The sequence below is a fragment of the Amycolatopsis cihanbeyliensis genome (assembly GCF_006715045.1).
GTDB classification, from domain to species: domain Bacteria; phylum Actinomycetota; class Actinomycetes; order Mycobacteriales; family Pseudonocardiaceae; genus Amycolatopsis; species Amycolatopsis cihanbeyliensis.
In genome coordinates, this window is sequence record NZ_VFML01000001.1 from 5,180,001 (window position 1) to 5,200,887 (window position 20,887).

General features: G+C 68.3%; 18 protein-coding genes and 2 rRNA genes. 13 read left to right on the forward strand and 7 right to left on the reverse strand.

Annotated elements, in window-relative coordinates; translation table 11 throughout:
* The first annotated feature begins 233 nt into the window (after positions 1-233).
* Positions 234-3,338 (forward strand): 23S ribosomal RNA (locus tag FB471_RS23715).
* A 62-nt stretch (positions 3,339-3,400) separates the two neighbouring features.
* Positions 3,401-3,517, forward strand: a 5S ribosomal RNA gene (gene rrf / locus FB471_RS23720).
* A gap of 82 nt (positions 3,518-3,599) precedes the next feature.
* Here rrf and FB471_RS23725 read toward each other — a convergent pair.
* Positions 3,600-4,046, reverse strand: coding sequence for an Lrp/AsnC family transcriptional regulator (locus FB471_RS23725; protein WP_142000583.1), 447 nt, complete (start codon positions 4,044-4,046; stop codon positions 3,600-3,602).
* Positions 4,047-4,151: 105 nt separating this feature from the next.
* Here FB471_RS23725 and FB471_RS23730 point away from each other — a divergent pair, with 105 nt between their 5' ends.
* From FB471_RS23730 to FB471_RS23740, 3 genes are all read left to right on the forward strand, one after another.
* A complete protein-coding gene (locus FB471_RS23730; RefSeq protein WP_142000584.1) occupies positions 4,152-4,595 on the forward strand; it encodes a rhodanese-like domain-containing protein in 444 nt (147 codons plus the stop codon).
* Between the two features lie 65 nt (positions 4,596-4,660).
* Positions 4,661-5,413, forward strand: coding sequence for a type 1 glutamine amidotransferase (locus FB471_RS23735; protein WP_142000585.1), 753 nt, complete (start codon positions 4,661-4,663; stop codon positions 5,411-5,413).
* Positions 5,414-5,517: 104 nt separating this feature from the next.
* Complete coding sequence (locus FB471_RS23740) at positions 5,518-8,490, forward strand: bifunctional [glutamine synthetase] adenylyltransferase/[glutamine synthetase]-adenylyl-L-tyrosine phosphorylase (protein WP_142000586.1); 2,973 nt, start codon at positions 5,518-5,520, stop codon at positions 8,488-8,490.
* 9 nt (positions 8,491-8,499) lie between these two features.
* Here the strand turns inward: FB471_RS23740 and FB471_RS23745 are convergent, their stop codons facing one another.
* Entirely contained in the window at positions 8,500-8,985 is a 486-nt protein-coding gene (locus FB471_RS23745) for an RDD family protein (protein WP_142000587.1), read from the reverse strand.
* A gap of 208 nt (positions 8,986-9,193) precedes the next feature.
* Between FB471_RS23745 and glnA the strand changes: the two genes are divergently transcribed.
* Positions 9,194-10,618, forward strand: coding sequence for a type I glutamate--ammonia ligase (glnA, locus tag FB471_RS23750; protein WP_142000588.1), 1,425 nt, complete (start codon positions 9,194-9,196; stop codon positions 10,616-10,618).
* A gap of 153 nt (positions 10,619-10,771) precedes the next feature.
* Here glnA and FB471_RS23755 read toward each other — a convergent pair whose 3' ends face one another.
* Both FB471_RS23755 and FB471_RS23760 read right to left on the reverse strand, forming a co-directional pair.
* Positions 10,772-11,209 carry an acyl-CoA thioesterase gene (locus FB471_RS23755; RefSeq protein ID WP_211358115.1) on the reverse strand — a complete coding sequence of 146 codons (438 nt, stop codon included), beginning with the start codon at positions 11,207-11,209 and terminating at the stop codon, positions 10,772-10,774.
* Between the two features lie 53 nt (positions 11,210-11,262).
* Entirely contained in the window at positions 11,263-11,991 is a 729-nt protein-coding gene (locus FB471_RS23760; RefSeq protein WP_142000589.1) for a DUF4191 domain-containing protein, read from the reverse strand.
* Between the two features lie 57 nt (positions 11,992-12,048).
* Here FB471_RS23760 and FB471_RS23765 point away from each other — a divergent pair, with 57 nt between their 5' ends.
* From FB471_RS23765 to FB471_RS23790, 6 genes are all read left to right on the forward strand, one after another.
* On the forward strand, positions 12,049-14,148 hold the full coding sequence (locus tag FB471_RS23765; RefSeq protein ID WP_142000590.1) for an ATP-dependent DNA helicase UvrD2: 2,100 nt from the start codon (positions 12,049-12,051) through the stop codon (positions 14,146-14,148).
* Between the two features lie 188 nt (positions 14,149-14,336).
* Entirely contained in the window at positions 14,337-14,600 is a 264-nt protein-coding gene (locus FB471_RS23770) for a hypothetical protein (protein ID WP_142000591.1), read from the forward strand.
* A 138-nt stretch (positions 14,601-14,738) separates the two neighbouring features.
* On the forward strand, positions 14,739-15,110 hold the full coding sequence (locus FB471_RS23775; protein ID WP_142000592.1) for a WhiB family transcriptional regulator: 372 nt from the start codon (positions 14,739-14,741) through the stop codon (positions 15,108-15,110).
* Positions 15,107-15,355 (forward strand): hypothetical protein, encoded by a 249-nt coding sequence (locus tag FB471_RS23780; RefSeq protein ID WP_142000593.1) that lies wholly within the window; start codon positions 15,107-15,109, stop codon positions 15,353-15,355. The genes FB471_RS23775 and FB471_RS23780 overlap by 4 nt, the downstream gene beginning before the upstream one ends.
* A gap of 117 nt (positions 15,356-15,472) precedes the next feature.
* The gene (locus FB471_RS23785) at positions 15,473-16,342 is read left to right on the forward strand and encodes a class I SAM-dependent methyltransferase (RefSeq protein WP_142000594.1); all 870 of its coding nucleotides are present in this window, start codon (positions 15,473-15,475) and stop codon (positions 16,340-16,342) included.
* Positions 16,343-16,364: 22 nt separating this feature from the next.
* Positions 16,365-16,565 carry a hypothetical protein gene (locus FB471_RS23790; protein ID WP_246076543.1) on the forward strand — a complete coding sequence of 67 codons (201 nt, stop codon included), beginning with the start codon at positions 16,365-16,367 and terminating at the stop codon, positions 16,563-16,565.
* Positions 16,566-16,595: 30 nt separating this feature from the next.
* Here the strand turns inward: FB471_RS23790 and FB471_RS23795 are convergent, their stop codons facing one another.
* The 3 genes from FB471_RS23795 to FB471_RS23805 form a co-directional block, all read right to left on the reverse strand.
* Positions 16,596-17,534: a hypothetical protein gene (locus tag FB471_RS23795; protein WP_170220905.1), complete on the reverse strand. Its 939-nt coding sequence runs from the start codon at positions 17,532-17,534 to the stop codon at positions 16,596-16,598.
* Positions 17,535-17,673: 139 nt separating this feature from the next.
* On the reverse strand, positions 17,674-19,026 hold the full coding sequence (locus FB471_RS23800) for an ABC1 kinase family protein (protein ID WP_142000595.1): 1,353 nt from the start codon (positions 19,024-19,026) through the stop codon (positions 17,674-17,676).
* A gap of 60 nt (positions 19,027-19,086) precedes the next feature.
* Positions 19,087-20,073 carry a TOMM precursor leader peptide-binding protein gene (locus FB471_RS23805; RefSeq protein ID WP_142000596.1) on the reverse strand — a complete coding sequence of 329 codons (987 nt, stop codon included), beginning with the start codon at positions 20,071-20,073 and terminating at the stop codon, positions 19,087-19,089.
* A gap of 231 nt (positions 20,074-20,304) precedes the next feature.
* Here FB471_RS23805 and FB471_RS23810 point away from each other — a divergent pair, with 231 nt between their 5' ends.
* Entirely contained in the window at positions 20,305-20,823 is a 519-nt protein-coding gene (locus FB471_RS23810) for a M48 metallopeptidase family protein (RefSeq protein ID WP_142002385.1), read from the forward strand.
* The last annotated feature ends 64 nt before the right edge of the window (positions 20,824-20,887 follow it).

Genomic DNA, 20,887 nt, shown 5'->3' on the forward strand with positions numbered 1-20,887 from the left:
TGCCCGTGTGTGGTGCCGCCTGGTGTGCTCGAGGAAGTGTGGACTGCTGGTGATGCTGGTGCTGTGGGCATGGTGAGTGTGTACTGCCCCTTCCTGTGGGTGGGGGTGTGGAAAGCTGGCTGTGGTGATGGTGCTGGTGTTTGCAAGGCGCGCTGTTGGGTCCTGAGGCAACACGTGGTGTTGTTTCTGGGTGTGGTGTTTGAGAACTGTAGAGTGGATGCGAGCATCTTTGTGGTCAAGTTTTTAAGGGCACATGGTGGATGTCTGGGCATCAGGAGCCGATGAAGGACGTGGGAGGCTGCGATAAGCCTCGGGGAGCTGTCAACCGAGCTGAGATCCGAGGGTGTCCGAATGGGGAAACCCAGCACTCGTGATGGAGTGTTACCCACACCTGAATGTATAGGGTGTGTGGAGGGAACGCGGGGAAGTGAAACATCTCAGTACCCGTAGGAAGAGAAAACAAGAGTGATTCCGTGAGTAGTGGTGAGCGAAAGCGGAGGAGGCTAAACCGTGCGCATGTCAAGCTGTCAGGTGTTGTGTGTGCGGTGTTGTGGGACCCATTGTCCAGGGGCTGACACTCCTGGGGATGCGCGTTGTGGCTAGTGGAACCGTTTGGGATGGCGGACCGGAGTGGGTGAGAGTCCCGTACGCGAAAGCTGTGGCGTGGTGTCTGGATGGTGTTCCCGAGTAGCAGCGAGCTCGTGGAATTTGCTGTGAATCTGCCGGGACCACCCGGTAAGCCTAAATACTTCCTGGTGACCGATAGCGGACGAGTACCGTGAGGGAAAGATGAAAAGTACCCCGGGAGGGGAGTGAAAGAGTACCTGAAACCGTGTGCCTACAAGCCGTCAGAGCCTTCGGGTGATGGCGTGCCTTTTGAAGAATGAGCCTGCGAGTCAGTGCTGCGTGGCGAGGTTAACCCGTGTGGGGTAGTCGTAGCGAAAGCGAGTCCGAAGAGGGCGATGGAGTCGCGTGGTCTGGACCCGAAGCGGAGTGATCTACCCATGGCCAGGGTGAAGCGCCGGTAAGACGGTGTGGAGGCCCGAACCCACCAGGGTTGAAAACCTGGGGGATGAGCTGTGGGTAGGGGTGAAAGGCCAATCAAACTCCGTGATAGCTGGTTCTCCCCGAAATGCATTTAGGTGCAGCGTCGCATGTTTCACGCCTGGGGTAGAGCTACTGGGTGGTCGAGGGGCCTTACCGGGTTACTGACATCAACCAAACTCCGAATACGGGTGTGTGAGAGTGCGGCAGTGAGACGGTGGGGGATAAGCTTCATCGTCGAGAGGGAAACAGCCCAGAGCGCCAGCTAAGGCCCCTAAGTGTGTGCTGAGTGGAAAAGGATGTGGGATTGCCGAGACAACCAGGAGGTTGGCTTAGAAGCAGCCATCCTTGAAAGAGTGCGTAATAGCTCACTGGTCAAGTGGTCCTGCGCCGATAATGTAGCGGGGCTAAGCACACCGCCGAAGCTGTGTCACTCACACTTGTGATCCGCGCCTGCCTTTGGGTGGGTGTGTAGTCGTGTGGGTGGGTAGGGGAGCGTCCTGCATCCGGTGAAGCCACGGTGGAAACCAGTGGTGGAGGGTGTGGGAGTGAGAATGCAGGCATGAGTAGCGAAAGCAGAGTGAGAATCTCTGCCGCCGGATGACCAAGGGTTCCTGGGCCAGGCTGTTCCGCCCAGGGTAAGTCGGGACCTAAGGCGAGGCCGACAGGCGTAGTCGATGGACAACGGGTTGATATTCCCGTACCCGCGTGTGTGCGTCCCTGGTGAGGCAGGTGAGACTAACCACCCGAAGCCGGGTGAGACCTTCGGGTCGAGCCGGGTGGAGCGTGGGACCTGATCTTGTAGTAGCCAAGTGATGGGGTGACGCAGGAAGGTAGCCCCGCCAGTGAGTGGTAGTACTGGTGTAAGCGTGTAGGGAGTGGTGTAGGTAAATCCGCACCGCATGGATCCTGAGACGTGATGCGTAGCCGAGTGAGGCGAAGTAGGGTGATCCTATGCTGCCGAGAAAAGCCTCTAGCGAGTGCACATGTGGCCCGTACCCCAAACCAACACAGGTGGTCAGGTAGAGAATACTAAGGCGAGCGGGTGAACTGTGGTTAAGGAACTCGGCAAAATGCCCCCGTAACTTCGGGAGAAGGGGGGCCAGAGCACCTGAAGCCCTGCGCGGGCTAGGGTGAGTTGGCCGCAGAGACCAGCGGAAAGCGACTGTTTACTAAAAACACAGGTCCGTGCGAAGAAGCAATTCGATGTATACGGACTGACGCCTGCCCGGTGCTGGAACGTTAAGAGGACCGGTTAGCCTTTCGGGGCGAAGCTGAGAATTTAAGCGCCAGTAAACGGCGGTGGTAACTATAACCATCCTAAGGTAGCGAAATTCCTTGTCGGGTAAGTTCCGACCTGCACGAATGGCGTAACGACTTTCCGGCTGTCTCAACCACAGGCCCGGCGAAATTGCATTACGAGTAAAGATGCTCGTTACGCGCGGCAGGACGGAAAGACCCCGGGACCTTTACTATAGTTTGGTATTGGTTTTCGGTTCGGCTTGTGTAGGATAGGTGGGAGACTGTGAAGCTGGCACGCTAGTGTTGGTGGAGTCATTGTTGAAATACCACTCTGGTCGAATGGGAAATCTGAACCTCGGGCCATGATCTGGTTCAGGGACAGTGCCTGATGGGTAGTTTAACTGGGGCGGTTGCCTCCCAAAGAGTAACGGAGGCGCCCAAAGGTTCCCTCAGCCTGGTTGGCAATCAGGTGTTGAGTGTAAGTGCACAAGGGAGCTTGACTGTGAGACTGACGGGTCGAGCAGGGACGAAAGTCGGGACTAGTGATCCGGCACCACCTGGTGGAAGGGGTGTCGCTCAACGGATAAAAGGTACCCCGGGGATAACAGGCTGATCTTGCCCAAGAGTCCATATCGACGGCATGGTTTGGCACCTCGATGTCGGCTCGTCGCATCCTGGGGCCGGAGTAGGTCCCAAGGGTTGGGCTGTTCGCCCATTAAAGCGGCACGCGAGCTGGGTTTAGAACGTCGTGAGACAGTTCGGTCCCTATCCGCCGCGCGCGTAGGAGACTTGAGGAAGGCTGTCCCTAGTACGAGAGGACCGGGACGGACGAACCTCTGGTATGCCAGTTGTTCCGCCAGGAGCACGGCTGGTTGGCTACGTTCGGAAGGGATAACCGCTGAAGGCATCTAAGCGGGAAGCCTGTTCCAAGATGAGGTCTCCCACCCCGAGAGGGTTAAGGCCCCCATGAGATGAATGGGTTGATAGGCCAGAGATGGAAGCGCAGTAATGTGTGGAGTTGACTGGTACTAATAGGCCGAGGGCTTGCCCACAAAGATGTTACGCATCCGCTCTACGGTTCTGAAACACCACACCAGTGTGTGTTTCAGAGAGTTTCGGTGGTTATGGCGGTGGGGAAACGCCCGGTCCCATTCCGAACCCGGAAGCTAAGCCCACCAGCGCCGATGGTACTGCACTCGAAGGGGTGTGGGAGAGTAGGACACCGCCGAACATACTTGAGCCGGAGCCCCGGTCGAGGAGAAATCCTCCCGGGGCTCCGGTTTTTTTATGCCCAGGATTCGATTCGAGCTGATTCAGGGATGGCGGCGGGTGATCGTCCCCTGGCGCAGGGGCGAGGAGAACACCAGCGAGGTGCTGGTCTCGCCGTACCGTTGGGCTCGCTCCACGAACTGCTCCAACTCGCCGGTGGACGAGCAGACCACCCGAAGGATCCAGCACTCGTCCCCGGTGACATGGTCCGCGCTGATCACCTCGGGAAGCGGGATGATCGTCGCGCGGAACCGTGGCCCGTCCAGGCTGCGTACCCGAACCCGGACGATCGCCTCGATGGGCAGGCCGAGTTTGCCGCAGTCGATCCGAGCGGAGTAGCCGGTGATGACTCCCCGATCCTCCAGCCTGCGTACCCGCTCGGTCACCGCGGGTGCGGAAAGGGAGACCCGCTTGCCCAACTCGGTGAACGTCATCCGGCCGTTCGCCTGCAACAGCTCGAGGAGCTTCCAGTCCACGTCGTCGAGGTCCACCAGCGGGCTCCCACATCGCGTCGTGCCGTGACATTCCAGGCTAGCGTGTCGAAACACCTGGATTGGGCCATGTTCGCCGAGATTGCGGCGGTACATGATCGGTCCATGACACCGCAACCTCGAGTGCTGACCCATCCGGCCGGGACGGCAGGCGCCGCGGCCGAGTTCTTCGCCGCAGAACTGGCCTTCGAGGCAGATCCGGACGACCTGGCGCGTGACCTCGCGGATGGCGACCAGCACGGCTACGTGGTGGTGGAGGCCCGCTCGCGGGAGGCCTTCGCGCAGGCCCGGATCCCCGGGGCGATCAACCTGCCGTACCGCGAGCTGACCGCGGAGAGCACCGCCCACCTGGACCGGAGCAAGGTCTACGTCTGCTACTGCGAGAGCTTCCAGTGCAACGCGGCCACCAAGGGCGCGCTGAGGCTGGCCGAGCTGGGTTTCCTGGTGAAACGCCTCGCCGGCGGCATCACCGCCTGGCGGGCGGCCGGCTACCCCTTGGACGGCGACCCGTCGGCCTCCAGCGGTCCCGCGACCCCCTGCACCTGCTGATCCCCGGCCGAACTGCCGGGGGGCGGCGGCGCGGCGGGGTTCGAGGGAGGTCGTACCCTGGCGGCGTGAGCACCCCACGACTGCTGATCATTCAGCCGGACGAAAGTGACCCACCCGGACCGCTGGGCGACTGGCTCACCGCCGCCGGCGCCGAGCTGGACGTGCGCAGGCCGCCGATGGACGAGCTGCCGGACGGCCTCGACGGCTATCAGGGTGTGGTGTGCCTGGGCGGCGAGATGGGCGCGGAGGATGACGCGGAGCACCCGTGGCTCGCGGGGATCCGCAGGCTGCTTGCCTCCGCCGCCGGCAACGGGTTGCCGACTCTTGGTATCTGCCTCGGTGCCCAGTTGCTGGCTGTCGCGTGTGGCGGCATGGTCGGGCGGGGCAAGAGCGGCCCGGAGGTCGGCCCGGCGTTGGTCTCCAAGCGGGATGTGGCCTGGACCGATCCGCTGTTCGCCGAGCTGCCGCTGATGCAGGACGTGATGCAGTTCCATCGGGACGTCATCGAGCAGCTGCCCCCCTCGGCCGAGCTGCTCGCCTCGGCGCCGCTGTACCCGAACCAGGCCTACCGCCTCGGCCGCTGCACCTACGGGGTGCAGTTCCACGTCGAGACCACGCCCGAGGTGGTCCAGCGTTGGCTGGCCGAGACTCCGGACGCGGCCGAGTACGCCCCGGCGGACGCGTTCGAGACCGAACGGCTCGACCGGCTGCACGGCGACCTCGCCGACACCTGGGCGCCGTTCGCCCGGCGGTTCGCCGAACTGGCCGCGGGAACGCGGGAGCCGGCCGGGCATCGGCATACGCTGCCACTGGCCTGAACCGCGCGGACGGGCGAGGCGCGGGCGTGGCTACCCGGTTACGGTGAATACCCAGGCCGGCAACGCCCGGGTTCGCGCGGCCGAGAAACCCCACAGTGAGTGCGATGGCAGACCGAGCACGGCAAACCGCGTCCCCCGCGCGCTTCGGTTTCACCGATGACCGGGCGGCGGAGCAGCTTCGGGCCGTTGGCTGGTGGGACGCGGCCGGCCCGGTCGCGGGGACCGAACCACTGCTCACCGCCCTGTCCCGCACCCCGGACCCGGACCTCGCCCTGCGTGGTCTGGAACGCCTGTGGGAGACCGATCCGGAAGCGTGGCCGGAGCTGGACGAGTCGTTGCGGGGGAATGCCCGCCTGCGTGGTCAACTGCTGGCCGTGCTCGGTTCGTCCAGCGCACTGGCGGACTTCCTGGTCAGCGAGCCGGGCCAGTGGCGCAGGCTCACCGGTCCGGCCCCCACACCGCCCACCGGTTACACCACCGCGCTGCTGGCGGCCGTGCGGGCCGAGTCCGGCACGCTGACCCTCGAGGAGGCCCAGCATGCGCTTCGGGTGGGCTACCGTGCCCTGCTGACCGAGATCGCCGCGGCCGATCTGGGACACCTGGTCGAGGACGGTCTCGCCGGCCTGCCCTATGCCGAGGTCACCGGGCGGCTCACCGCGCTCGCCGAGGCCGCGCTCGCCGCCGGTCTCGCCGTCGCCGAGCGGGAGGTCGGCGAACCGGGGGACACCACGCTCGCGGTGATCGCGATGGGGAAGTGTGGCGGGTGGGAGTTGAACTACGTCAGCGATGTGGATGTCATCTTCGTCGGTGAGGGCGACCAGCGGCTCGCCACCCGGTTGGCGAGCACGATGCTGCGCGTGGTCGGCAAGTCCTGCTTCGAGGTGGATGCCGCGCTGCGGCCCGAGGGCAAGGCGGGGGCGCTGGTGCGCACCCTCGACGGGCACGAGACCTACTACAAGAAGTGGGCTCGTACCTGGGAGTTCCAAGCGCTGCTCAAGGCTCGCCCCGTGGTCGGGGACGTGGAGCTCGGCAGGCGGTACACCGACCTGGTCGCGCCGATGGTCTGGGCCGCGGCCGAGCGGGAGAACTTCGTCGCCGACGTGCAGCGGATGCGGCGCAGGGTCGAGCGCCATGTGCCTGCCGAGATCGTCGACCGCGAGCTGAAGCTGGGCCGGGGCGGGCTACGCGATGTGGAGTTCGCCGTGCAGTTGCTGCAGCTGGTGCACGGTCGTGCCGACCCCGAGCTGCGTTCACCGTCCACCATGGACGCGCTGGACGCGCTGGGCGCGGGCGGTTACGTGGGCCGTGCCGATGCCGCGGAGCTCGAGGAGTCCTACGAGTTCCTGCGCACGGTCGAGCATCGGCTACAGCTGCGCAGGCTGCGGCGGACGCACCTGTTCCCGGACGACTCCGAGACCGGCGAGCTACGCAGGCTTGCCAGGGCCTGCGGGGTGCGGTCGGTACGAGGCAAACCCGCTGGTGAGGTGCTGCTCGCCGAGTTCCGCCGGCATGCGCAGCGTATCCGGAAACTGCACGAGAAGCTGTTCTACCGCCCGCTGCTGGAGTCGGTGGCGAAGGTGCCGACCGAGGCCCTGCGGTTGACCACCAAGCAGGCGGCCAGCAGGTTGGCCGCGCTCGGCTACGCCGCGCCGGACGGCGCGCTGCAGCACATCGGCGCGCTCACCACGGGTGTGTCCAGGCGTGCCGCCATCCAGCAGGCCCTGCTGCCGGTGTTGCTCGACCTGCTGGCCGACACCCCGGATCCGGACGGCGGGCTGCTGGCGTACCGGCGGGTCTCCGAGGCGCTCGCCGAGACGCCGTGGTACCTGCGGGTGCTGCGGGACACCTCGGCCGTGGTGGAACGGCTGGCCGTGCTGCTCGGCACCTCCCGGCTGGTCCCGGACCTGCTGGTGCGTGCACCCGAGGTACTGCAACTGCTCGGCGACCCGGAGAAGCTCGCGCACCGATCCACCGACGAGGTGGCTTGCTCGTTGCGCGCGGCGGCCCGCAGGCAGCCGGGGCTCGGCGCGGCCGTGCGCACGGCGCGCTCCCTGCGCAGGCACGAAATGTTGCGGGTGGCCTGCGCCGACCTGCTCGGCCTGCTCGAGGTCCCTGACGTGTGCGCCGCGCTGTCCTCGGTGTGGGGTGCGGTGCTGCAGAGCGCGCTCGCCGCCGCCCTCCGCAAGCGGGTGGCCGAGGTCGGCGGCGAGCCCGCGCGGATCGCCGTGATCGGGATGGGCAGGCTGGGCGGCGCCGAGCTCAGCTACACCTCCGACGCGGATGTGCTGTTCGTCTGTGCGCCCGTCGGCGAGGCGACCGACGCCGAGGCGGTGCGGTTCGCCTCCTCGGTCGCCGAAACGGTGCGGCAGGCGCTGGGTGCACCAAGCCAGGACCCTGCCTTGCAGGTGGACGCCGACCTGCGACCGGAGGGGCGCAGCGGGCCACTGGTACGCACCCTGGATTCCTATCGTGCCTACTACACGCGCTGGGCCGAGGTGTGGGAGGCACAGGCGCTGCTGCGGGCGCGGTTCGTGGCAGGCGATGTGGAACTCGGGGAACGTTTCGGCGAGCTGATCGACCCCATCCGCTACCCGGAGGGCGGGCTCGACGCCGCGCAGGTACGCGAGGTACGCCGGATCAAGGCACGGGTGGACACCGAACGTATGCCCAAGGGAGCCGACCGGACCACGCACACCAAGCTGGGCCGGGGTGGGCTCGCCGCTGTGGAGTGGACCGCCCAGCTCTGGCAGCTGCGGTACGCGCACGAGATTCCGGACCTGCGCACCACCTCGACCCCGGAAGCCCTGCGTGCCCTGGTGCGGGCCGGGCTCGCCGAGGCGGCGGATGTGGACTCGTTGATCGAAGCCTGGATGCTCGCCACGAAGGCGCGGAACGCGGCGATGCTGGTCCGCGGCAAGGCCGTGGACCAGCTCCCCTCCTCGGGGCGGGAGCTCACCACCGTGGCCAGCGTCCTCGGCTACTCCGTCGAGGACGACCCCGGTGAGTTCGTCGACTACTACCGGCGCACCACCCGCAGGGCACATGCCGTGGTCGAGCGGCTCTTCTACGAGGACTGAGCCCGCCCCTCAGCGCAGGCGGACCACCACGGTGCCGGTCAGCCGATCGTGCCAGCCGCGCGCGTCCACGTTGCGCACCGCGGCCGGCACGATCAGAAAGGTGAGCGCGGCGCGCACCAGCGCGCGCCACAGGCCGAGGAACTTGGCCCCGTCCAGCCTGCCCACCCGGATACCGCACACACCCATGCCCGGGGTAAATCCGAACAGTGCTACTGGACTCACGGTGAGTAGTACCCATATCCCGATGGCGAGCAGGTTGAAGTCCTGCATCACGGCCGGGTCGTCCAGCACGGGCCGCCGGAACAAGGCGGTGATCAGCGAGGCGAGCAGGAGGTCGAGCAGCAGCGCGAGCAGGCGGCGGCCCCCGCCCGCCGCGGCGCCCACCCCGTCCTCGGGCAGGCCGAGGTGCTCGCCCGGCCAGCGCGGCGGCTCAGCGCTGCTCGCCTGGCGGGCGGTCGCCGGTGCGGAGAGCCATTCCCCGGTCCATCTCGCCACCCGTCCAGGGTATGCCGCTGGCGCCCGACCCGTCCGCCCTGGTCGACTATCCGGTATCGACCTATCCGTTAACACCGGCGAAACACTCGGGTGACGGTCGGGCAACACCGCGCTCTTAGCGTGAACCGAAGAGACTAACGCGCGATCCGGCATCGAGGTTGGCCGACTACTCGCCGACCAACTCGCCGAGCTGAAGGAGTTATCGAGGGTGTCCACTACTCCAGACGATATCCAGCGTCTCATCGCGGATGAGGACGTGCAATTCGTCGACGTCAGGTTCTGTGACCTTCCGGGCGTCATGCAGCACTTCACCGTCCCCGCGAAGGCCTTCGACAACGACGCCTTCGACGAGGGACTGGCCTTCGACGGTTCGTCGGTGCGGGGCTTCCAGTCCATCCACGAATCGGACATGCTGCTGTTGCCGGACGCCGAAACCGCGCGGATCGACCCGTTCCGCAAGCAGAAGACGCTGTCCCTGAACTTCTTCGTGCACGACCCGTTCACCCGCGAGCCCTACAGCAGGGACCCGCGCAACATCGCGCGGAAGGCGGAGCAGTACATCACCGAGTCCGGCATCGCCGACACGGCGTTCTTCGGGCCGGAGGCGGAGTTCTACATCTTCGACTCGGTGCGTTTCGACTCCGCGGAGAACGGCTCCTTCCACGAGATCGACTCGGTCGAGGGCTGGTGGAACACCGGCGCCGACGAGGAGGGCGGCAACCGCGGCTACAAGACCAAGTACAAGGGCGGCTACTTCCCGGTGCCCCCGGTGGACCACTTCGCCGACCTGCGTGACGAGATCGTGCAGAAGCTGACCGGCTCCGGCTTCAGCATCGAGCGCGCGCACCACGAGGTGGGCACCGCGGGCCAGGCCGAGATCAACTACAAGTTCAACACCCTGCTGCACGCCGCGGACGACCTGCAGCTGTTCAAGTACATCGTGAAGAACACGGCGTGGGACGCGGGCAAGACGGCCACCTTCATGCCCAAGCCGCTGTTCGGGGACAACGGCTCGGGCATGCACTGCCACCAGTCACTGTGGAAGGACGGTGCGCCGCTGTTCCACGACGAGTCCGGCTACGCCGGGCTTTCGGACACCGCGCGGCACTACATCGGTGGCCTGCTCAAGCACGCCCCGAGCCTGCTCGCCTTCACCAACCCGACGGTGAACTCCTATCACCGGTTGGTGCCCGGCTTCGAGGCGCCGGTCAGCCTGGTCTACTCCCAGCGCAACCGCTCGGCCTGTGTACGGATCCCGATCACCGGCAACAACCCCAAGGCCAAGCGTGCCGAGTTCCGCTGCCCGGACTCCTCGGGTAACCCGTACCTGGCCTTCGCCGCGATGAGCATGGCCGGCCTGGACGGCATCAAGAACAAGATCGAGCCGCCGGACCCGATCGACAAGGACCTGTACGAGCTGCCGCCGGAGGAGGCCAAGGACGTCAAGCTGGTGCCGGGCGACCTCGGTTCCGTGCTGGACAGCCTGGAGTCCGACCACGACTTCTTGCTCGAGGGCGGGGTGTTCACCCCCGACGTGATCGAGACCTGGATCGCCTTCAAGCGGGAGAACGAGATCGACCCGCTGCGGCTGCGCCCGCACCCCTACGAGTTCGCGCTCTACTACGACGTGTGAGCCGGTATCGGCCTTGACCTGGTCAGAACGTCTGTTCTCGACCACCCGGGGCCGTCACCGCGACACAACGGCCGGTTCCGCCACCGCGCGGGACCGGCCGTTCGTCACGATACAGGTGCCGTAACGACGTTCGGCTTACCGGCTTGTGCGGTCTTACGCGGTGGCCCCGCCCAGGAGCTCCAGGTCCATGCCCGCCTGGTCGCACTTGCCCCGCGGGTCGGGGACCAGCTTGCGCCGCTCGAGGTCCATCAGCCCGAGCGTGCAGCTGATCTCGGCGGCGAGGGTGCCGTCGGCCTGGTAGATGTTGGAGTTCATCACGAAGGTCTTGCCGGAGCCGAACTTGGTCTCGCAGGTCACGTCGATGACCTCGCCGGCGCGCAGCTCCTTGCGGAAGCTGATGTGCGATTCCAGCAGTACCGCGGCCAGGTTGGCGTCCCGCAGGCCGCCCTTGAGCCCGCCCGCCCGCTCGATCAGCTCGAGCCGGGCGACCTCGGCATAGGAGTGGTACACGGCGTGGTTGACATGGCCCAGGGTGTCCAGCTCGTAGTGCCGCACCTTCAGCTGCACCCGGAAAGGTTCGCGCTCGGTCACGACCTCACTGTAAGCGCCGGGTCCGACAACGCGGTGCGAACGTGATCGACCAGCTAGCGGCGGCGGATGGTCCGCTGCATGTTGCGCATCTTGGCGCCCTGCGGCATCGGACCCTTCGGCGTGGCGGCGCCACGGTTACCCAGCGCGGCCAGCTTGGCCTCCAGCGCGTCCACCTGCTTCGGCTTCAGGTTGCGAGGCAGTTTCATCAGGTGGCTCTGCAGCCTGCGCAGCGGGACCTGGCCCTTCTCGTGCCCGATCTGCACGTCGTAGATCGGCGTCTCGCCGACCAGCCGGGACACTCGCTTCTTCTCCTGCGCGAGCAGGCCCTTGACCCGGTGCGGGGCTCCCTCGGCGACCAGGACGACGCCTGGGCCGCCGAGCACCCGGTGCACCGCGTCCAGCTGGGTGGTGGCCGCCACCGTCTGCGTCACCCGCCAGCGGCCGCGCAGGTTGTCCAGTGCCCATGCGGCCGCCCCCGGCTGGCCGTCGGCCTTGGCGTACACGGTCTTCTGTACCCGGCGACCAAAAATGATCACGGCGGCGAGCAGGCCGAGCATGATGCCGATCGGCAGCAGCGCCCACTGGATGCCGAGCAGATAGCCGATGCCGAACACGACACCGGTCACCACCAGGACGGCACCCACCATCCAGGGGATGAGCGCCTTGTCCTCCTTGCGCTGCATCTTGAACGCCTGGAAGATCTGCCCTCGCTTGGCCTTCTTCTCCGCGCGCTTGGCTTGCTTGGCCTGCTTGGCAGCTTCCTTGTCCTGCTTACCCGCCATGCGTCCCAGGATACGGCCGGGTGGCCAGGCGTGGGTGCGTCGGCCCCCTCTGCGAGGATGCCGGCCGTGGGTAGCGCACCTTCCTCGAAGCCGGGCTCGGGTCTGCTCGACGGGCTCGACCCCGAGCAGCGAGCGGCAGCGTGCGCCCCGCGCGGGCCGGTATGCGTGCTCGCCGGCGCCGGGACCGGCAAGACCAGGACGATCACCCACCGGATCGCCTACCTCGTCCGCTCCGGGCACGTGGCGGCGGGGCAGGTGCTCGCGGTCACCTTCACCGCGCGGGCGGCGGGAGAGATGCGAACCCGGCTGCGCGCGCTCGGGGTGGAGGGCGCGCAGGCCAGGACCTTCCACGCGGCGGCCATGCGCCAGCTGCGTTACTTCTGGCCGCGGGTGGTCGGGGACCAGCAGTGGGACCTGCTCGACGGCAAGCTGCGGATGGTCGGCCAGGCGGCCAACCGGGTCGGCGTGAACACCGAGGCCGAGGTGCTGCGCGATCTCGCCGGCGAGATCGAGTGGGCCAAGGCCTCGCTGGTCGGCCCGGACGACTACGCGGCGGTAACCCTGCGCGCCCAGCGGGACATCCCGGAGCCCGCGGCCAGGGTCGCCGAGGTCTACCGCGCCTACGAGGAGATCAAGAACGGCGCACGGCTGCTCGACTTCGACGACCTGCTGCTGCACACCACCGCGGCGCTGGAGGAGCACAGTGCGGTGGCCGAGGAGTTCCGGGACCGCTACCGCTGCTTCGTGGTGGACGAGTACCAGGACGTCACGCCGCTGCAGCAGCGGCTGCTCGACGCCTGGCTGGGGGGCCGAGACGACCTGACCGTGGTGGGGGACGCGAACCAGACGATCTACTCCTTCGGTGGGGCGTCGCCCCGGCAACTGCTGGAGTTCACCAGGCGTTTCCCGGAGGCCACCGTGGTGCGGCTGGAACGCGACTACCGATCCACCCCGCAGGTGGTCGAGCTGGCCAACACGGTGATCGGGGCGGCGAAGGACCGGCCGGCGGGTTCCAGGCTCCGGCTGGTCGGGCAGCGCCCGGACGGTCCGCCGCCGCGGTTCGCCGAGTACGAGGACGAGACCGCCGAGGCCGAGGCCACCGCCCACCGGATTCGCGAGCTGCTCGATTCCGGCATACCGGCCAGCGAGGTCGCCGTCCTGTACCGGGTCAACGCCCAGTCGGAGGCCTACGAGCAGGCACTGACCGAGCTGGACATCCCGTACCTCGTCCGGGGCGGTGAGCGGTTCTTCGACCGGCGTGAGGTGCGGCAGGCGATGGCCGCGCTGCGGACCGCCGCCGCGCGGGACGCCGACCGCCGCGGCGACCTGGCCACGGTCGTGCGGTCGGTGCTGCATCCGGTCGGGCTGAGCGAGCAGCCGCCGTCCGGCGGGGCGGCCAAGGAACGTTGGGACGCGCTGCTCGCGCTGGTCGAGCTCGCCGAGGAACTCGAGAACACCGTCGAGGCCCCGGAGCTGGCGCGGTACGTCGCCGAGTTGGAACAGCGGGCCGCGGCGCAGCACCCGCCGACCGTCGAGGGGATCACCCTCGCCTCCCTGCACGCGGCCAAGGGCCTCGAGTGGGCGGCGGTGTTCCTGGTCGGCCTGGCCGAGGGCACCGTGCCGATCCAGCACGCGGACGGCGACAGCGGCGCCATCGAGGAGGAACGCAGGCTGCTCTACGTCGGGATCACCCGTGCCAGGGAGCGGCTGGAGTTGTCCTGGGCGCTGGCCCGTGGCGCGGGCGGTCGCAGGCAGCGCAGGCGGAGCCGGTTCCTCTACGGCCTGCTGCCGGAGCATCACCCCGCCGCGCGGGCGGGGCGTCCCCAACCCAAGGCCGCTGGTAAGCGGACCAGTTGCCGGGTGTGCGGGTGCACGCTGACCGCGACCATGGAGGTCAAGCTCGGCCGGTGCACCGGATGCCCTTCGGATGTGGACGAGGATCTGCTGGCTCGGCTCAAGGCCTGGCGCGTGGAGCGGGCTCGGGAGTTGAAGGTGCCCCCTTTCGTCGTGTTCACCGACGCCACCCTGGTGGCGATCGCCGAGCAGCGGCCGGTCGACGACGGCGCGCTGGTGTCCATCTCCGGGATCGGCGCCAACAAGCTGGAACGGTTCGGCGCCGAGGTGCTCGCCGTGGTGCACGGGTCCGGCTCCCGGTAGCGGCCCACGACCACTCTGCCAAAAGCCCTGATCAGAGCCCGTTTTCGGCAGATCGTGGAGATTTCCGGAAAATTAGTTGCACCGGTCTGCCCAGGAGCAATAGCCTGCAGGTACTGGGTGGAGCGCCCACGTTCAGCCGCTGAGATGTGGCGAACGGTTCGGGCGGAGATGAGAGAGGAGGTGTCAGGATGGACGGCTACGACTACGGCAGCTTCCCTGGCGCCTCGCTGTGCCGTGCCATCGCGCCGGCCGCTCTCGCGGGCCAGGGGATCAACGTGTCCTGGGCCGGTCCGGCTATCCAGCAGATCACGCACGCCGATCGCGCGCGCGTCGACCTCGGCCAGATCGCTGTCGCTGGGGCCATGAACGCTGCCATCCGCCCGGTGACCTTTGACCTGCCGACCGAGAAGCCGGTCAGTGTTCCGTCGTCTGAACATGAGCGAAGTCCCTGACAGCTCCGTCAGGAGAACAGGCTCACGAAGGCCGCGGAACCGTTACCGGATCCGCGGCCTTCGTGCTGTTCGGGCCAAGTTTCTGGCTCGGACGCCTCCGCCGCACAGCAAACCGCCACAACACACAAAGGAGAACGGATGTCATCGGCCATCGCCTTCGCAGCAGGGAAGGCGTTTCCCGACGAACTTGTCGACCCGGGTGTCGGCGAACTGCTCGACGCGGTCGCCGCACCGGACCGCGAACTGCCCTGCCGCGCGGGCGACGCGGACCTGTGGTTCGCCGAAGCTCCCGCTGACCTCGAGCGAGCCAAGCAACTGTGCACCGACTGCCCGGTAAGGGCGGCCTGCTTGGCAGGTGCGCTGGCACGGCGTGAGCCCTGGGGCGTCTGGGGCGGGGAGATCTTCGAGCGCGGTGCCGTCGTGGCGCGCAAGCGTCCGCGGGGCCGGCCGCGCAAGAACCCCGTCGCCGGGCAGGACACCGCAGACGCACAGCGGAGCGCGGCGGCATGAACCAGATAACCGCGACCTCACTGCGGACCATCCGCACCGACCGCAATCGGCCGTTCGGCACGCCGAGTGCCGCGCCGAACATGTTCAAGGAGATTCCGGAGATGTTGCTCTACGAAGAGCTGGCCAGAGCCCGAATACGGGATGTGGAGGAGGCCGTCCGCGGCCACCGGACACCGCCTTCCCGGCGGTCCTCGCGCCGGTGGTTCCGGACGATCCGCGGGAGGATCAGATCCCACCGTTCCTGAGACCGCTCCCGAACTGGCGTTGACCCGGAGGGGAGGGGCCCCGCCCCCTCCCCTCCGGCCTATCCCCGATCGAAAACGGATCGGCACGGCACTCTGCTCGATGATTAGATGTCGTTCATGTCAGCGCATACTCATGACGACCTGGACTGGGCGGCGGAGCTCCCCCGGATGCACAGGCTGGACGCGCTGGAGAAGGACAGCCTGCGTACCGTGGCCGACCGGCTGGTGGCCGACCTGCCACCCGAGCCCACCGTGGTCGATGTCGGCTCCGGTTCGGGCGGCATGAGTGCCGCGCTCGCCGGTGCGCTCGCCGCCGGTCCGGGCGGGACCATCGTCCTGCTGGACGCCGTCGACGAACTCCTCGATGCCGCCAGGACCGCCGCGGCCGGCGCGGGCCGGGGCATCACGGTCGACACCGTGGTCGCCGACGCCGGTACCGCAGGGGTACGCGACCTGGTGCCGCCCGCCGACCTGATCTGGGCCTCCGCCGTCGTCCATCACCTTCCCGACCAGCAGGCCGCCATCGACCGGCTGGTCGCGGCATTGCGTGGCGGTGGCCGGCTCGCCCTCGCCGAGGGCGGGCTCGACCAGCGGCTGCTGCCCTGGGATCTGGGCGTGGGCAAGCCGGGCCTTGAAGGCAGGCTGCAGGCCGCGCGGGAGGGGTGGTTCCTCGAACTGCGGACATCGATGCCGGATGCGGTCCGGATGCCGTACGGCTGGTCCACGGCGCTCGGCAAGGCCGGGTTGGTGGACGTCACCTCCTTCACGTATCTGGTGGACCACCCGGCGCCCGCCACGGGCCCGGTCCTGGACTACGCACTCGAACGGCTGTCCTGGCTCGCCGAGACCACCGATGACCGGATCGACCAGGAGGACCGGGACGCTCTGGGTCTGCTACTCGATCCGCGGACACCGGAATACCTCGGCAACCGGACCGACGTCTTCCTGAAGTACGCCCGGACCGTGCACTACGGTCGATTGCCATGAGCCGCGCGAAGGAGCCGCGCCAGTGATCGAGGGCAGCGACCCCGGCGCTGACGGGCCCGCGGCGTGCTTCCGCTGCGGTGCGCGGCGGGACCCGGCGGATCCCGGCCGGCTGCTGGCCTGGGTCGCCGACTTCGACCGGGGCGCCAAGCGTTGGCTGTGCCCGTCCTGTGCCCGGCAGCATGTTCGCGACATCGAGGGGAAACTGCCCGGCGAGTACTGGTGAGCGGGTGCCGCGTGCCGGGATGCGGTCCGTTCATGCCGCCACCGCCCTGACCGACTCGACGGCGGGCCGCGGTCTTCGCGCCGCGGTGCGGAAGGCGCGGGCCAACTGCTTGCGGACCCCGTCGGGGTCGGTACGTAGCTGGTCGGTGGTGCTGCGCACCAGTACCACCCCGGCGGCGGTCAGCGCGAGATGGTGCAGCCGACCGGTGCCGTCCCGTGGCGAGCCGAACTGCCACCCCATTCCGGCCTCGTCCCACCACGCGTCCACCGCGCCGATCGGCGTGCCGCGCAGGTCACAGATGGTCACATCCCAGCTCGGCGCGGGCATCGGCAGGGCGGCGACCAACCGTCTCGCCGGCCCGTACAGGAAGACGTCCCGCATCGGCCCGAGCTCGCGCAGGGCGAGCCGGACCGCGGCGGAACCGCGCTGATTGCCCCGGTCCAGCTCGGCGTGTAGGTGCTCGGCCGTGCACAGGCCCTGGTGCACCGGAAGCGCCAGCAGCTTGCGCAACTTCTCCGGATCGCTCTCCCTGCGCGCCGCGTCCAGGGCCGCGCGCTCCGGCGGGGCGAACGGCAGGCCGCCGATCCACACCGGATCCGGCGGCCGCGCGGTGCGTTCCAGCAGGAACCACTCCGGTGGCAACATCCGCCGGTACCCCGGCACCAGGACATGCACCGGACGCGGCGGGGGCAGCTCGACCCCGTGCGCGTCGAGGGCGTCGAACCCGGTGAGCACCGCATCCCTGCCGAACTGGCCGACCGCGGCGCGGAGCAACTGCATGCGGGTAGGGGAACCGGTGCCGAGCAGGACGACCGAGGACGTCAGTCGCCGCCACGGGCCGCCGGGACGGCAGCGGTTGGCGATCACCCGGTCGGATACTCCGGCCGCGTGCAACTGTGCCTTGGTCGCCACCCCGTCGGTGGCTCCGATACGTGGCGCGGTCACGGCCGCGCGGATCGCGTGGGTCATGCCTCGAGGCTGCCCGGCTGGGTGCGCCCGGCGCAGAAAAATCCGACAGCTGTGGACAACTCGAGGCGTCAACGGGCGATAATCGTCCTTCGAAGCCGCCCTGTGGACAACTCGGTGCCCGCGGCGACCCGTCGCAGGGCTACCCGGCCCCTTCGTGGAAGCCCGGTTGCCAGCGATCGACGATGGCGCGCAACTCCAGTTCGGCGTCGAGCTGGCAGAGGATGCCCACCGCGCCCGCGGTGACCCGGTGGATCAGCAACCAGCTCGGCGGCAGGTTCAGCGATCGCCCGGTGCGGAAATCCTGGCCGCGGGTGTCACCTATCCGGCCGGCCTGCTGCTGCGCCCACCGCCGGGTGAAGTGGAACCGCTCCCGGGTCAGCGGCGCGACGAGCGGGGCGAGGTAGGCATAGACGTCCTCGGCATCGAGTTCGGTGCCCGGCCGGACGAACCCCTCCGCTCGCAGCGCGTCCAGCAACTCCGCCGAGCGACCCTCCAGCGCGAGCCGCATGATGACACCGAAGGTCAGCGGGGCGCCTTCCGGCAGCCTGGCAACCGCGCCGAAGTCGATGACGCACAGCCTGCCGTCCTCCAGCAGCATGAAATTACCGGGATGCGGATCGGAGTGCAGCAGGTGCGCCCGCGTGGGGGAGGAGTAGTGGAACTCGGCGAGCAGCCTGCCGGCCTCGTTGCGCTGCTCCCGTGTCCCGTCCTGGATGATCCGGGCGAACGGGGTCCCGGTGACCCATTCGGTCACCACGACCTTTGGCGAGCTCGCGACCACCTTGGGCACCAGCATCTGATCGTCGCCCGCGAACGCCTTGGCGAACCCGCGCTGGTTGTCCGCCTCGGTTCGGTAGTCCAGCTCCTCGTCCATCCGGGCGGCCAGTTCGGCCAGCAGCGGCTTGACCTCGGTGCCGGGCACCAGGGTCTGGAACAGCCTGGCGAACCGCTGTAGCTGCCGCAGGTCGCTGCGCAGCGCCTCGTCCGCGCCTGGGTACTGCACCTTGACCGCGACCTCGCGGCCGTCGTGCCACACCGCGCGGTGTACCTGGCCGATGCTGGCCGCGGCGGCCGGCTCGTCGTCGAACTCGGCGAACCGCTCGGACCAGCGGCGCCCGAGCTGCTCGGCCAGCACTCGATGGGTCTGCCGCGCGGGCATCGGTGGGGCCGCGGACTGCAACTTGGTCAGCGCCTCCCGGTACGGCGCCGCCATCTCCTCCGGCACCGCCGCCTCGAAGACGCTCAGCGCCTGACCGAACTTCATTGCGCCGCCCTTGAGGGTGCCGAGCACCTCGAACAGCTGCTCGGCCGCCCGCGCGGACATGGCGGCGTTGACCTCCCTGGCGTCCTGCCCGCCCAGCCGCCTGCCCCAGCCGCCGACCGCCCTTCCCGCCATACCGAGCGGCAGGCTGGCGAGTCTCGCCGTGCGTGCCGCGGCCCGGCGCGGGATCGCGGAGGCACGGTCGTCGGTCGAGTCGCGGAAGTCGGTCACGCCCGCGATTCTGCCTTGTCGATCAGCCCTTGCGCAGCCGTTTGCGGGCGTAAGAAACCACTACCGCACGGGCGGTACGAGCCGCGGCGGTTTCGCGCCGCACCAGCATTCCGGGTGGGGCAGCCAGGAGCGGTGGGCGACCGTGCCGTCGTAGGCGTCGATCTCAAGGGCCGCGTTCCACACCGGGGGTGGCTCGCCGGTGTGACGTAACGCACGCAGCACCTGGGTGGTGGCCAGCGCCGCGGTGGCCTGCACGGTGCTCAGCTCCGCGTGCTGGGTGCGGCCGGCGAGCTGGCCCGCCAGCCGGGGCCAGGACGGATCGCGTGCCGTGCGGTGCAGGTCGGCGCAGCGCAGGCAGCTGCTGCGGCCGGGGTACACCAGTGGCCCGATGATCCCGGTGCCCTCCCGAACCCGCACGGGCAGATGCGGCAGGCCGTCGGCGACCAGCTCGCGGACCACCTCGGGAGCGGGCACCACGGCATCGGTGAGCAGCACAAGGTCCGGCTCCTGCGGGCGGGTCAGCCGGGTGGTGCGGGTCTTCGGGTTGGCCCTGCGCACCGCGTGCAGGATGGCGAGCCTGCTGGGCCGGCCGACATCGGCCGCGGTGTAGCCGGAGCCGAGCTCGTCGCCGGTGACCATGCCGGTGGCCCGAACGTCGAGGTGGCCGACCCCGGCCGTGGCCAGCAGGGTGGCCATCGCGACCGCCAACCTGCCACCGCCGTACATCACCAGCGCACAGTGCTCGGGCAACTCCGCGTCCGGCGACCCGGCATCCTCGAGCAGCCCGCGCTCGACCAGCCCGGTCAGTAGCGCCCGCAGGTGCTCGGCGTCCTCGTCCGCGGCAAGGTCCAGCAGGGCGCGCGTGCTGGTGGAGCCGTCGAGCCCCCGCAGGATCTCGATCACCGGCCGCGGCAGCCCGGAGGCGACAACGGCATGCCGCGGATCGAGCCCGATCTGGACCTCGCCGGCGTCACGTTCCAGCACTTCGAGCCCGGGCAGCAGCCGGGGCCGCTCGGGCAGTGTCACGTCGGGTAACTGTTCGGTCATGCAGATCAGGGTGCGCCCGAACCGCTAACCGTCCGCTAAGAACACCCCGCTTTGTCCACAGTGCCAAGGGCTCTGTGGACAACTGGAGGATGTGGCGGAGAAACCATCCGCGTTGTCGGTCGCTGCCCTTACGGTGGATGGGTGGCCGAAGCACGGGTGCCCTCGCTGAGGAACCGAGGCAAGAAGAACTCGCAGCCGCGAACTCCGCAGCCAGAGATTCCACAACAGAAGATCGAGGTGCGGCGCAGCGCACGCCGGCGCCGCACCGTGACCGCGTACCGGGATGGCGACACGCTCGTCGTGCTGATCCCGGCCAAGATGAGCAGGAAGGAGGAGGAGCACTGGGTCGCCGAGATGCAACGCAAGCTGCAACGCACCGAGACCAGGCGAGCCTCGCCCGCGCGCGCGTCCGACGAGGCGCTGCTGTTGCGCTGCGCCGAGCTGTCCGCGCGGTACCTCGACAACACGGTCGCTCCCGCCAGCGTTCGCTGGGTCCGCCCGATGCGGACCCGCTGGGCCTCCTGCACGCCGGTCGACCGGACGATTCGGGTGAGTGAGCGGCTACGCGACGTGCCGTCGTGGGTGCTCGACTACGTGCTCGTGCACGAGCTCGCCCACCTGCGGGTCGCCGGGCACGACGCCCAGTTCTGGCGCCTGGTCCGGAGATACCCGCGTACCGAACGGGCGATCGGGTACCTCGAAGGCCTCTCGGCAGCCGCCGGCTGGGGCCTGAGCGATACGGAAGACTGAGAACTGTCTCAGCGGGTCGGTACACGACGTAACGCGTGGCGCACGCCGACCGGAAACCGGCTCG

Excerpts from the sequence above, each read along its gene's own strand:
- FB471_RS23730 (WP_142000584.1), top strand. The coding sequence starts at position 4,152 with ATGACACCGCAACCTCGAGTGCTGACCCATCCGGCCGGGACGGCAGGC.
- FB471_RS23775 (WP_142000592.1), top strand. The coding sequence starts at position 14,739 with ATGTCATCGGCCATCGCCTTCGCAGCAGGGAAGGCGTTTCCCGACGAA.
- FB471_RS23795 (WP_170220905.1), bottom strand. The coding sequence starts at position 17,534 with ATGACCCACGCGATCCGCGCGGCCGTGACCGCGCCACGTATCGGAGCC.
- FB471_RS23780 (WP_142000593.1), top strand. The coding sequence starts at position 15,107 with ATGAACCAGATAACCGCGACCTCACTGCGGACCATCCGCACCGACCGC.
- FB471_RS23805 (WP_142000596.1), bottom strand. The coding sequence starts at position 20,073 with ATGACCGAACAGTTACCCGACGTGACACTGCCCGAGCGGCCCCGGCTG.
- FB471_RS23785 (WP_142000594.1), top strand. The coding sequence starts at position 15,473 with ATGTCAGCGCATACTCATGACGACCTGGACTGGGCGGCGGAGCTCCCC.
- FB471_RS23760 (WP_142000589.1), bottom strand. The coding sequence starts at position 11,991 with ATGGCGGGTAAGCAGGACAAGGAAGCTGCCAAGCAGGCCAAGCAAGCC.
- FB471_RS23740 (WP_142000586.1), top strand. The coding sequence starts at position 5,518 with ATGGCAGACCGAGCACGGCAAACCGCGTCCCCCGCGCGCTTCGGTTTC.
- FB471_RS23765 (WP_142000590.1), top strand. The coding sequence starts at position 12,049 with ATGCCGGCCGTGGGTAGCGCACCTTCCTCGAAGCCGGGCTCGGGTCTG.
- FB471_RS23770 (WP_142000591.1), top strand. The coding sequence starts at position 14,337 with ATGGACGGCTACGACTACGGCAGCTTCCCTGGCGCCTCGCTGTGCCGT.